This is a genomic window from Streptomyces sp. NPDC127190 (assembly GCF_042672505.1).
Lineage (GTDB): Bacteria > Actinomycetota > Actinomycetes > Streptomycetales > Streptomycetaceae > Streptomyces.
In genome coordinates this window covers 251,045-262,848 of sequence record NZ_JBHXVE010000006.1, presented here as the reverse complement: position 1 = coordinate 262,848, position 11,804 = coordinate 251,045, and the positions used below count along the sequence as shown (strand labels likewise).

General features: G+C 73.0%; 9 protein-coding genes and 2 pseudogenes. 9 read left to right on the top strand and 2 right to left on the bottom strand.

Annotation, left to right across the window (positions count from 1 at the left end; translation table 11 throughout):
- Positions 1–1,368: a TerD family protein gene (locus ACFVIU_RS13100; protein WP_385842426.1), complete on the bottom strand. Its 1,368-nt coding sequence runs from the start codon at positions 1,366–1,368 to the stop codon at positions 1–3.
- A gap of 288 nt (positions 1,369–1,656) precedes the next feature.
- Here ACFVIU_RS13100 and ACFVIU_RS13095 point away from each other — a divergent pair, with 288 nt between their 5' ends.
- The 6 genes and pseudogenes from ACFVIU_RS13095 to ACFVIU_RS13070 all read left to right on the top strand — a co-directional run bounded on the left by ACFVIU_RS13095 (position 1,657) and on the right by ACFVIU_RS13070 (position 8,221).
- Positions 1,657–2,091 (top strand): DUF6643 family protein, encoded by a 435-nt coding sequence (locus ACFVIU_RS13095; protein ID WP_385842425.1) that lies wholly within the window; start codon positions 1,657–1,659, stop codon positions 2,089–2,091.
- 43 nt (positions 2,092–2,134) lie between these two features.
- Positions 2,135–2,959: pseudogene (locus tag ACFVIU_RS13090) on the top strand (MOSC domain-containing protein).
- 204 nt (positions 2,960–3,163) lie between these two features.
- Complete coding sequence (locus ACFVIU_RS13085; protein ID WP_385842424.1) at positions 3,164–3,769, top strand: hypothetical protein; 606 nt, start codon at positions 3,164–3,166, stop codon at positions 3,767–3,769.
- A 229-nt stretch (positions 3,770–3,998) separates the two neighbouring features.
- Complete coding sequence (locus ACFVIU_RS13080; RefSeq protein WP_385842423.1) at positions 3,999–6,437, top strand: right-handed parallel beta-helix repeat-containing protein; 2,439 nt, start codon at positions 3,999–4,001, stop codon at positions 6,435–6,437.
- Between the two features lie 402 nt (positions 6,438–6,839).
- Positions 6,840–7,682, top strand: coding sequence for a DeoR/GlpR family DNA-binding transcription regulator (locus tag ACFVIU_RS13075; RefSeq protein WP_385842422.1), 843 nt, complete (start codon positions 6,840–6,842; stop codon positions 7,680–7,682).
- A gap of 77 nt (positions 7,683–7,759) precedes the next feature.
- Entirely contained in the window at positions 7,760–8,221 is a 462-nt protein-coding gene (locus ACFVIU_RS13070; RefSeq protein ID WP_385842421.1) for an SRPBCC family protein, read from the top strand.
- 45 nt (positions 8,222–8,266) lie between these two features.
- On the opposite strand, the gene ACFVIU_RS13065 is transcribed toward ACFVIU_RS13070, so the two are convergent.
- A complete protein-coding gene (locus tag ACFVIU_RS13065) occupies positions 8,267–9,394 on the bottom strand; it encodes a PLP-dependent cysteine synthase family protein (RefSeq protein ID WP_385842420.1) in 1,128 nt (375 codons plus the stop codon).
- Positions 9,395–9,705: 311 nt separating this feature from the next.
- Between ACFVIU_RS13065 and ACFVIU_RS13060 the strand changes: the two genes are divergently transcribed.
- The 3 genes and pseudogenes from ACFVIU_RS13060 (at position 9,706) to ACFVIU_RS13050 (ending at position 11,802) form a co-directional block, all read left to right on the top strand.
- Entirely contained in the window at positions 9,706–10,029 is a 324-nt protein-coding gene (locus ACFVIU_RS13060) for a hypothetical protein (protein WP_385842419.1), read from the top strand.
- 304 nt (positions 10,030–10,333) lie between these two features.
- Positions 10,334–10,939: pseudogene (locus ACFVIU_RS13055) on the top strand (ATP-binding protein); the annotation flags it as partial.
- A 275-nt stretch (positions 10,940–11,214) separates the two neighbouring features.
- Positions 11,215–11,802 (top strand): TetR/AcrR family transcriptional regulator, encoded by a 588-nt coding sequence (locus tag ACFVIU_RS13050; protein ID WP_385842418.1) that lies wholly within the window; start codon positions 11,215–11,217, stop codon positions 11,800–11,802.
- The last annotated feature ends 2 nt before the right edge of the window (positions 11,803–11,804 follow it).

Below are 11,804 nucleotides of genomic sequence, written 5' to 3'. Positions count from 1 at the left end.
TCACTTGCGGCCGGGCGTCCAGTTCATGTCCCACCCGTAGGCGCGGTCCACGGTCCGCTGGGGGCTCACCCCGCGCTCCGGGACCAGATAGCGGGCCTCGCGCTGGACGATGAGGTCGCCGCCCTGGTGGGTGATCAGGGCGAGCGCGCACACCGTGGAGGGGACCGTGCACTCGTCCAGCGAGAAGTCGATCGGCGCGCCGTACTGGGGCTGGAGGGTCACGGTGGCGTGCAGGCCGGCGAAGGAGGCGGCGCCCTCGTAGACGGTGACGAAGACGAGGATGCGCCGGAACTCCTGGATGTGGTCGAGGTTGACGGTGAGGTTCTCCCCGCTCGCGACGGCGCCGGTGCGGTCGTCGCCGTCGAGGTGGATGTACGGGGGCCGGTGCAGGGAGCCGAAGGAGTTGCCGAGGGCCTGGACGACGCCCTTGCGGCCGTCGGCGAGTTCGTACAGGGCGCACAGGTCGAGGTCGAGGTCGCTCTGGCCGCCGCCCCGGCGGCCGCCCCAGCCGGGGAACTGCTTGCGGACCTGCCAGTTGAGGTTCACGCGCAGCGTGCCGGAGGTGCCGCCCTGCTTGGCCAGCGAGACCGAGGGGGCGGCCTTCGTGAGGGTCACCTTGGACAGCCGTACCGGCCGGGCCGCGGGCGTCGGCGGGGCGGCGGGCGGCGGTGGCGGTGGCGGTGGCGGGGTGGTCGCGGCCGGCTGCGGCGGGGGCCCGGCCGGCGGCGGTGGCAGGGTCACGGTCGGCTGCACCGGCGGGGCCGCAGTCGGCTGCACCGGCGGGGCCGCGGGAGGCGGCGGCGCGTTCACCGGGGCGCTCGCCGCGGGCGGTGCGGCGTGCTGCGGCTGGTCCACGGTGATACCGAAGTCCGTCGCGAGGCCCTCGAGTCCGCTGCTGTAGCCCTGGCCGACGGCGCGGAACTTCCAGCCGCCCTGCCGGCGGTAGAACTCGCCGAGGACGAAGGCCGTTTCGCTGGTGGCGCCGGGGCTGTCGAAGCGGGCCACCACGGCGCCGGTCGCGGCGTCGGTCACCTCGATGTAGAGACCGGGGACCTGCCCGAACGTTCCGCCGTCCGCGGAGGCGGCGAGGACGATGCGCTCCACGGCGCTCTCCACGCGCGCGAGGTCGGCGGAGAGGGTGTCGGTGACCTGGGCGCCGGCCGTCCGCTTGCCCTCGTGGCGCACCGCGCCGGAGGAGTGCGCGGGCTGGTTGTAGAAGACGAAGTCGCCGTCGGAGCGGACCTTTCCCTCGGCGAGCAGCAGCGCCGAGGCGTCCGCGTCGGGCACGCCGGGCCCGGACCGCCAGCCCAGTTCGACGCGCAGGGCCGCGGTCGGCACCTGCGTGTTCGACCCCTTCGGCATTGACATGTCCGCCCCCAACCCGTGTCGGTTTTCCGGTGTCTCCGGTCCTCGGAATCACCCCTGCCCGCACAACCTAATCCCGTCCGGGCGCACACCCACTGAGCAGCGCCGGAAGATCGCCGGTCAACCGGCGGTAACCCCGCAGGAACTCGGGCTTTACACGATCCAAACATGGATTCGCGTCCCTTTTTGCCAAGTTCGCTCGGATTGGGGATACCGGACCACTGCCGACACGGAAAACAACCCTCTTATCGGTCTCCCCAACCAGCACATCGTGGGCTTAACTTATGTGCCATGACCTCCCCCCGCTCCACTTATGGTGGCGGCTACTACTCCGCCTCCTTCCGGGACACCCCGATCTACGACTCGCTCGTGGCCGAGCGGGGCACCCCGCAGATCGCCCCGATCCGGGTCCCCGCCGCCTACGACACGGGCGGCAACCTCCCCGCCCTGCCCTCGGCGCTGCCCGCCCTCCCGGCGGCGCCCTCCCCGCAGGCCCCTGCCTACGGTTACCCGCAGACGCCGCAGCCCGCCCCGCTCCAGCAGGCGCCCACGGCGTACATCCCGCAGCAGGCGGCCGCCCCGCGCGGCTATCCCGGCCCGCAGGCCCCGCAGCAGAACCCGATGGCGCCGGGCACCGGCTACGAAGCCATGCGCCCGGCCGCCCCGCGGCCCACGCAGGCCCAGTACCAGGATCCGTACAACAACCAGCAGTACCGCGGCTACTGACCGACGGGTCCCCGCTGTCGGTGCCGACTGGCACGATGGCGTCATGGGAAACGCCGAAGTGCACTCGCTCCACGTCCATCCGGTCAAGGCGTTCCGGGGCCTTCGGTGCCGTGAGGCCGTGGTGGAGCCCTGGGGCCTGGCCGGGGACCGACGCTGGACACTGGTCGACGACGGGGGAAAGGTCGTCACACAGCGCGAGTAGCCGCGTCTCGCGCTGGCCGCCGCCGAGCCCTTGGCCGGCGGCGGCGTCCGTCTGTCCGCGCCCGGGCGGATATCGCTGACGGTCCGGGTGCCGGAGCTGACGGCGACCGTGCCGGTGGACATCTTCGGCACGAAGGTCGAGGCGGTCCCGGCCGCGGCGGAGGCGCATGCCTGGTGCAGCGCCTATCTGGGGTCCGGTGTCCGGCTGGTCCACATGGACGACCCGGCCACCCGCCGCCCGGTCGACCCCGGCCACGCGCTGCCGGGCGAGACGGTGAGCTTCGCCGACGGCTATCCCCTGCTGGTCACCACGACCGCGTCCCTCGACGCCCTGAACTCGCTGCTGGCCGAGGGCGACCACGCCCATGAGGGCCCCCTGCCCATGAACCGCTTCCGGCCCAATCTCGTCGTGGCCGGCACCGACGCCTGGGCCGAGGACCGCTGGTCGCGCATCTCCGTCGGGGACGTGCTCTTCCGTGCCGCGAAGCCGTGCGGCCGATGTGTGGTGACCACCACCGACCAGGACACCGCCGCTCGCGGCCGTGAGCCGCTGCGGACCCTGGCCCGCCACCGCAGGGTGGGCGGCAAGCTGCTCTTCGGCGTGAACCTCGTGCCGCTGTCCACCGGGACGATCCGGGTCGGGGACCCGGTGCGGGTCGAGGAGTAGGCCGGGGCGACGGCCGGCAGGCCCCGCTTTCCGGTGCACCGGACCGGGAACCGCGGGCGGGTGCCGTTCGTTGAGAGGGCGTGGGACATCCGTGCGGCACCTGGTGCCGACGGGGTCGCGGCTGATGGGGGCTCCGTCTCCCGGACCCGGGCGCGGGTGAGCGTCCGCTCCGGGGGGCTTGACGGAGCGTGAGGGGGTGAGGAGTTGCGGGCAGTCTGTGGCCTGTGGCGCTGGCGGCGCAATCCGCTGCGCCGCACGACCGATCTGGCCGAGGCATGGGTGGCCCTCGTGGCACTCCTGCTGATCGCCGTGGCCGCACCCGTGGCCGGCTGGCTGGTCGGTACCGCCGCCGAGAACTCGTTGCAGCGCGCCGTGCGGGTGCAGCAGCACACCCGTCATCTCGTCACCGCCACCGTCGTACACGTCCTGCGGGGCGCCCCGCCGGAGGCCGACCCCGACACCTCCGCCGCGCGTGACGCGCCCCGCCGCGTCCTCGCGGACTGGACCGCACCGGACGGCACGCACCAGCACGGCCCGACCCTCACGGGCCTGAAATCCCCGCACTCCGGCGAGCACTTCCGGCTGTGGACGGACCCGCACGGCCGAATAACGGCCCGCCCGCTGGACTCCGCCACGGCCACGGCACACGCGGTCCTCGCCGGGCTCGGCGCGGCCCTGGTCACCACGACCCTGGTGGAGAGCGCCCGGCGCCTGGCCGTCTGGCGGATGGTCCGTCACCGGTACGCCCGATGGGACCAGGCCTGGGAGCGGGCGGGCCCGGACTGGGGCAAGGCGGGCACCGGCAGCTGACGGCCTGACGGCTCTGGTCAACCCACCGTGCACGCACACGCTACGGTGGACCGGCCGAAGCGCTTTCGGCGACAACCCGCGGGTGAACGACCGGCGGGGACGCAGGTCTTCGGGAGTCCGCATGCACACCGGCCCGCGCGGCTGAGCGCCTGCCCGCTCCCGGCGGCCGAGGCAGCGCCCCCGCGGGGAGCGAGCCATCAGTACGACGAGGTGGGGGCACAGCAACGCCATGGCACAGGGCACGGTCCAGGTGACGCACACCGGTACATCGCGGTGGCGGCGCCGCACGGGTGAGTACGCTTCGCTCGCCGCCGCCCTGGAGGCCGCCGCCGACGGCGACGTCCTCACCATCGCCCCCGGGACCTACCGGGAGAACCTGGTCGTGCAGCGGGCGGTGACGCTCCGCGGCCCGGAGGGTTCGCCGGGCTCGGTGCGGATCGCACCGGAGGCGGGGGTGCCGCTGACCGTGCGCGCCTCGGCCGTGGTGCAGGACCTGCATGTCGAAGGCCAGGACGCGGCGGCGCCCGCGCTGCTGGTCGAGGAGGGCACGCCCGAGCTGCTGGGCCTGCGGATCGTCACCCGGTCCGCCGCCGGTATCGAGGTGCGCGGCGGCGCCCGTCCGACCGTGCGCCGCGCCACCGTCGACAACCCGGCGGGCATCGGCATCGCCGTACTCGACGGCGGCAGCGGCGTGTTCGAGGAGTGCGAGGTGGTCGCGGCCGGGCAGGCGGGGGTGGCGGTCCGCGGCGGCGGCCATCCGCGGCTGGAGCGCTGCCGGGTGCACCACGCCTCGGGCACCGGGCTGACCGTGACCGGCGAGAACTCCTCGCTGGAGGCCGTCGGCTGTGAGGTCTACGAGGTCCGCGGCTCCGGCGTGCAGGTCACCCAGCAGGCCACCGCCCAGCTGACCGACTGCGATGTGCACCGCACCACCGCCGACGGGGTCACGCTGGACACGGACGCGGTGCTCACGCTCGCCGACTGCCGGATCCACGACATCCCGGAGAACGCGGTCGACCTGCGCTCCCGTTCGGTGCTCACGCTCACCCGCACGACGGTCCGTCAGTTCGGGCGCAACGGCCTGTCGGTGTGGGACCCGGGGACCCGGGTGGACGCCAACCAGTGCGAGATCTTCGACAGCACCGGCGACTACCCGGCGGTGTGGGTGAGCGACGGCGCCACGGCCGTGCTCGACTCCTGCCGGGTGCACGACGTGCCGGACGCGCTGTTCGTGCTGGACCGCGGTTCGCGCGCGGACGTCGTGGACAGCGACCTGTCGCAGGTGCGCAACACCGCGGTCTCGGTGAGCGACGGGGCGACCGCGCAGCTCGACGACTGCCGGATCCGGGAGGCGGCCACCGGCGCCTGGTTCCGGGACCACGGCAGCGGCGGCACGCTCAGCAACTGCACGCTGGACGGCACCCAGACCGGAGTGATCGTCACCAAGGGCGCCGACCCGACCATCGAGCGCTGCACGGTCGAATCCCCCGCCGAGGCCGGTTTCTACGTCTCCGCGGGCGGCCGCGGCAGCTTTCTGAACTGCCGGGTGACCGGCAGCGGGGGCTACGGCTTCCATGTGATCGACGGCTGTCGTACGACGCTGCGCCGGTGCCGTACGGAGCGCTGCGCGCGCGGTGGGTACGAGTTCGCCGACGCGGGACTGGACAGCGGGTCCGGAACCGGCCCGGTGGCGGAGGACTGCACCAGCGACGAGAGCGGCAGTCTGCGGCAGCCGGTGCTCCGCGAGACGGCCGCGCAGACGGCGCCGCACTCCCCCGGGCTGCTCGGCTCGGTGCCGGTGCAGCACACCGCCGTACCGGAGCCGTCGGCCGCCCCCACGGAGCCGGAGAAGCCGGTGCGGACGTCGAAGGACGTGCTCGGGGAACTGGACGCGCTGGTCGGACTGGAGAGCGTCAAGCGCGAGGTGCGGGCGCTGACCGACATGATCGAGGTGGGCCGGCGCCGTCGGCAGGCGGGCCTGAAGGCGGCCTCGGTCAAGCGGCACCTGGTCTTCACCGGCTCCCCCGGCACCGGCAAGACCACGGTGGCCCGGCTCTACGGCGAGATCCTCGCCTCCCTCGGCGTGCTGGAGAAGGGCCACCTGGTGGAGGTGTCCCGGGTCGACCTGGTCGGCGAGCACATCGGTTCCACGGCGATCCGCACCCAGGAGGCGTTCGAGAAGGCGCGCGGCGGGGTGCTGTTCATCGACGAGGCGTACGCGCTGTCGCCGCAGGACGCGGGACGGGACTTCGGCAAGGAGGCCATCGACACGCTGGTGAAGCTCATGGAGGACCACCGGGACGCGGTCGTGGTGATCGTCGCCGGATACACGGCGGAGATGGAGCGCTTCCTGACCGTCAACCCGGGCGTCGCCTCGCGCTTCTCCCGCACCATCACCTTCGGTGACTACGGCCCCGAGGAACTGCTGCGGATCGTGGAGCAGCAGGCCGACGAGCACGAGTACCGGCTGGCGCCGGGCGCCTCCGAGGCACTGCTGAAGTACTTCACGGCGATCCCGAAGGGCCCCGCGTTCGGCAACGGCCGTACGGCCCGGCAGACGTTCGAGGCGATGGTGGAGCGCCATGCGAGCCGGGTCGCCCAGCTGGCGGACCCCAGCACCGACGATCTGACCCTGCTGTACGCGGAGGACCTGCCGGAGCAGCCGTGAGCGCTCGAGCGGGCGCGTTTGTGGGTGAAGACGGGTCGGTCTGGTAGTCGGAGTGGCCGAGGATCGGGGCCGGGAGCGGATGCTCGGGGGTGCGGCCGTAGGCGAGGGGGTCGCGCAGCGGGGCGTGGTCCACCTGGGGGGGCGCCCCGGGTCAGGATCTCCGGTTCCGCGGGGCGGCACGTCTCTCCTCACCCCCTCTCCCCGATCCGGGTGACAGCGGCGGGGCCGGTGTGACAGCAGTGACCGCAGTGGCGTGTGCGCATCGTGTACGGCTGGTGGCGCACCCCGTACCCGCCCGTGAAAAGATGGACGCCCGCGCACCTTCGAACGGACGGAAGGTCCTGGTCGGAGGCGGCGCGGAGGGTGTTTCGGACGAGTGGCGGCGAAAGGACCGGAGCGTACGTGAGCGAGAATCAGAACCTGCTCGCGGAGCAGCGCCGCGCCCTGATCCTGGACGAGGTCCGGCGCCGGGGCGGAGTGCGGGTCAACGAGCTGACCCGCAAGCTCGGCGTCTCGGACATGACCGTCCGCCGGGACCTGGACGCGCTCGCCCGCCAGGGTGTGCTGGAGAAGGTGCACGGCGGGGCGGTGCCGGTCGTGGAGGCGAGCACCCACGAGCCCGGGTTCGAGGCGAAGTCCGGGCTGGAGCTGAGCGCCAAGGAGGACATCGCCCGCAGCGCCGCCCGGCTGGTCACGCCCGGCACGGCGATCGCCCTGTCCGGCGGTACGACGACCTACGCGCTGGCGCAGCACCTGCTGGAGGTGCCGGACCTGACCGTGGTGACGAACTCGGTGCGGGTCGCCGATGTCTTCCACGCGGCGCAGCGCACCGCGGGGCAGCGGCCCGGCGCGGCCACGGTGGTGCTGACCGGCGGGGTGCGCACCCCGTCGGACTCGCTGGTGGGGCCGGTGGCCGACCAGGCGATCGCCGCGCTCCACTTCGACCTGCTGTTCCTCGGGGTGCACGGGATATCGGTCGAGGCGGGCCTGTCCACGCCGAACCTCGCGGAGGCCGAGACCAACCGCCGCCTGGTGCACTCCGCGCGCCAGGTCGTGGTGGTCGCCGACCACACCAAGTGGGGCACGGTGGGCCTGAGTTCGTTCGCCACGCTGGAGCAGGTGGACACGCTCGTGACCGACGCGGGCCTGCCGGCCGCGGCGCGCGCGGAGATCTCCGAGTATCTGCCGCGGCTGATCGTGGCGGGCGAGCCGGAACCGGAATCCGAATCGGACGAGGACATCTGACGCAGCGTCAACTACGCTGACCGTCAACGCCCCGCGTTCGCCGCGGACTTACGGGACTTCACGAGGAGTTCGCCGTCATGGCTCAGCGTCTGCGTCCGGTCGGAGCGGAGTTCGTCGCGTCCGCGCCGGTGCGGCTCGCCTTCACCCGGGAGCTGGCCGCCGCCCCGGGCAGGGTCTTCCACGCGCTCGCCGAGGATGTGCCCGGCTGGCCGCAGTGGTTCTCCGCGGTGGCCTCCGCCCGGCCCACCGAGGGCGGTCGCGAGGTACGGCTGCGCGGCGGCGTCCGCTTCCGGGAGACGGTGCTGGAGGCGGAGGCGCCCGCGGTGTACGCCTACCGGGTCGACGTGACCGACGTCCCGGGCGCCCGGGCCTGGGTCGAGGAGTGGCGCCTCGATCCGGCGGGCGCCGGTACCCGGGTGCGGATGACCTTCGCCCTCGACGGCACCTCCCCGTTCCGCCTGGCGTGCCGCCTGGCCCGCCCCGCGGTGGGCCGGGCCTTCGGACAGGCGATGACGGCTCTGGACGGGCGGCTCGCCTAGAGTCCCCGCCTGGCGTGTTCGAGTGAGCTGTTCGCCCCCTCCGGGTCAGTCTTCCGGCCACACCCCCGTGGTCAGCAGGGTCTCGATCGCCGCGGTGTACGGCGTGATGTCCAGGCCCTGTTCCTCGAGCCAGGTGTCCGAGTAGTACTTGTCGAGGTAGCGGTCGCCCGGGTCGCACAGCAGGGTGACGACGCTGCCTCGACGGCCCTCGGCCACCATCTCGGAGACGATCTTCAGCGCGCTCCACAGTCCGGTGCCCGTGGAACCGCCCGCCTTGCGGCCGATCGCCCGCTCCAGGGCCCGTACGGCGGCGACGCTGGCCGCGTCCGGCACCTTCATCATCCGGTCGATCGCGCCGGGCACGAAGCTCGGCTCCATGCGGGGCCGGCCGATGCCCTCGATCCGGGAGCCGCAGTCGCAGGTGACGTCCGGGTCGCCGGTGGTCCAGCCCTCGAAGAAGCAGGAGTTCTCCGGGTCGGCCACGCAGATGCGGGTGTCGTGCTGCATGTAGTGGACGTAGCGGGCGAGCGTCGCGGAGGTGCCGCCGGTGCCGGCCGTGGCGACGATCCAGGTGGGCTCCGGGAACCGCTCCAGTTCCATCTGGCGGAAGATGGATTCGGCGATGTTGTTGTTGCCGCGCCAGTCGGTGGCCCGCTCGGCGTAGGTGAACTGGTCCATGTAGTGGCCGCCGGTCTCCGCCGCGAGGCGGGCGGACTCCTCGTACATCTTCCGGGAGTCGTCCACGAAGTGGCACTGGCCGCCGTGGAACTCGATCAGACGGCACTTCTCGGCGCTGGTCGTGCGCGGCATGACCGCGATGAAGGGCACGCCGATCAGCTTCGCGAAGTACGCCTCCGAGACGGCCGTCGAGCCGCTGGACGCCTCGATCACCGGGCGGCCGGGGCGGATCCAGCCATTGCAGAGGCCGTAGAGGAACAGCGAGCGCGCGAGACGGTGCTTGAGGCTGCCGGTCGGATGCGTCGACTCGTCCTTGAGGTAGAGGTCGATGCCCCAGTGTTCGGGCAGCGGAAAGCGCAGCAGGTGACTGTCCGCCGAGCGGTTGGCATCGGCCTGGACCTTGCGGACGGCCTCTTTGAGCCAGTCACGGTAGGCGGCGTCGCTGCGGTCGACGTCGAGGGTGGCGCCGGTCCGGGTCTGGGGGGTGATGCTCACGGCGGGCTCCTTAGGCTGTGCGCCGACGACGCCTCGCGTGGCCGACACATCGAGCATAGGCATCTTTAGCACCGCTTCCCACCTGCATAAACACATCTTTCAGCCACTCCAAGGCACGCTGGGGCACAGGCGTGCGAGGCGGCCGGGGCGCACTGGCGCGAGTGCTCCGGGCTCCGTACTCGTGTGCCTCGTGCGTACTGGTGCTCCTCGCCGCATCGGGGCAGACTGCACGCGACGGGACGATCGTCCCGAACGGGGGCGCAGTCAGGAGCAGGAGAGCCACGGGAACAGGCGCAAGGGGGCGGCAGGGAATGGCGGAGCCGGAGTTCACGGCCACGGGCGTGCGGATCGGCAAGCGGATGCGTTCGCTCACCCGGGCCGGGCAGGTCCGGATCAACGGCGGCAGGCTGGAGTTGCTGACCAGCTACGGCAGCGAGATCGACAGCGCGCCGGTGCAGGCGGTGCGCGCGTCCAAGCCGTGGTACGCCCCGGACGACCGAGCGTTGGCCGATCTCAACGGCACGCGGTATCTGCTCACACTGGGCGAGCAGGACCCGGCGCCGGGCCGGTCCGGGCCGCCCACGGCACGGCGGTTCATCGAGGCGGTACGGCGCGCGGCCGGGCGCGGCAACTGAACACCGCGCCGCCCGGGCGCCGGTGTGCCTGCATGCCGGCCGGTGCACCGCTGCGCCGGTGCGCGTGCGTGCCGGTTCCCGGGCGCGGGCGCCGAGCGGGGTCATCCGGTCGCGGCGAGTTGCGGGAGCGCTTCCGCTGCGTCACGCTGGTCTCACGTCACTCTGGGTTTACCGGCGATAACGCTGCGAACCAGCCCGCCGGCCACGACAGCAGGCGGACGTTTGGACGCAAGCACCCTGCTGGATCCGTTGTTCTCCGTGTTCTTCCGGTCCTTCAGGACCTCTACATCGGGGAGTCGCAGCCGTGATCAGTCATCCAAGCAGGCACTGCACGGTGGAGCTCCAAGCCCTGCCGTCGCGGATCGGCCAGGTCCGCAGAATCGTATCTGCGCAGTTGCGCTACTGGCATCTGGACCCGTTGATAGACCGGGCCGCGCTCGGTGTGACGGAGCTGCTGAGCAACGTCCACCGGCATGCGAGACCCGACAAGTCGTGCACCGTCGAGCTGGAGCTGCTGCCGGACCGGCTCACCGTCTCGGTGCGCGACAACGACCCGCGCCTCCCCGTACCGGCCGAGGCCGCGGGCGCGACGGACACGGTGGACCTGTCGGACGCGCCGGCCCTGACCGACGCCCTGGACCCGCTGGACGCCACCCCGCTGGCCACCTGCGGGCGGGGGCTGGCGATGGTGGCCGCGGTGAGCGAGAGCTGGGGCGCGCGGCCCGACGGCGAGAACGGCAAGGTGGTGTGGTTCACGCTGCCCGCGACGGCAGCGGTGCGCACCCAGCCGGCGCACGCGCCGCACACCGCGCCCGAGACCCGGCCCGCTCCGGAGCCCGTCCGCGTCGGACCGGCCGCCGTGACACCCCGAGCCACCCCCGTCGGCGCCGGGACCGCCGTACCCGCGGGCGCGGGAGCAGGAGCGCCGCTGTCGGTGGCTCCGGTGGCGAGCGCGGGCGCGCCGGGGAGTACCGGCCCCGCACCGGCAAGCGCGGCCACCGCACCCGCGGTGGCGCACGCCGCCGCGCAGGCTCCCGCCCGGTCGGCCGTCCCCGGCTGACCGGGCGGTGACCAACCCTCGCGTCAACCCCGCGGGCCACGGCCCGCGGGGCGCGCGGCGTCCTGCCGTACGACCGCTCGGCCCACCGCACCGGCACCGGGGACTGGCGAACTGTAACTACTAGTATGTACAGTGATCTCATGAGCACCCCGGAACGACTGATCGAGTCCACCCGTGAGCTGCTGTGGGAGCGCGGGTACGTGGGCACGAGCCCCAAGGCGATCCTGGAGCGCGCCGGCGCGGGCCAGGGCAGCATGTACCACCACTTCAAGGGCAAGCCGGACCTCGCCCTGGCCGCGATCCGGCGGACCGCGCAGGAGCTGCGCGCCACCGCCGAGCGGGCCCTGGACGGTCCGGGCACGCCGTACCAGCGGATCGAGGCGTATCTGCTGCGCGAGCGCGATGTGCTGCGCGGCTGCCCGATCGGCCGGCTGACCATGGACCCGGACGTGATGGCCAGCGACGAGCTGCGCGCGCCGGTGGACGAGACGATCGCGTGGATCCGGTCGCGGATCGCCGGGATCGTCGAGGAGGGCAAGCAGCAGGGGCAGTTCGCGCCCGAGCTGGACGGCGCGGAGATCGGTGCGGCGGTCGTCGCGACCGTGCAGGGCGGCTATGTCCTCGCCCGGGCCTCCGGCTCCCCCACCGCCTTCGACGCGGGCGTCCGCGGACTGCTCTCCCTGCTCGCCCCCACCGCCCGACAGGAGAAGTGAGC

Bases quoted from the DNA above. Each gene is read 5' to 3' on its own strand.
- ACFVIU_RS13095 (WP_385842425.1), top strand. From the start codon at position 1,657: ATGACCTCCCCCCGCTCCACTTATGGTGGCGGCTACTACTCCGCCTCC.
- ACFVIU_RS13050 (WP_385842418.1), top strand. From the start codon at position 11,215: ATGTACAGTGATCTCATGAGCACCCCGGAACGACTGATCGAGTCCACC.
- ACFVIU_RS13080 (WP_385842423.1), top strand. From the start codon at position 3,999: ATGGCACAGGGCACGGTCCAGGTGACGCACACCGGTACATCGCGGTGG.
- ACFVIU_RS13070 (WP_385842421.1), top strand. From the start codon at position 7,760: ATGGCTCAGCGTCTGCGTCCGGTCGGAGCGGAGTTCGTCGCGTCCGCG.
- ACFVIU_RS13100 (WP_385842426.1), bottom strand. From the start codon at position 1,368: ATGTCAATGCCGAAGGGGTCGAACACGCAGGTGCCGACCGCGGCCCTG.
- ACFVIU_RS13060 (WP_385842419.1), top strand. From the start codon at position 9,706: ATGGCGGAGCCGGAGTTCACGGCCACGGGCGTGCGGATCGGCAAGCGG.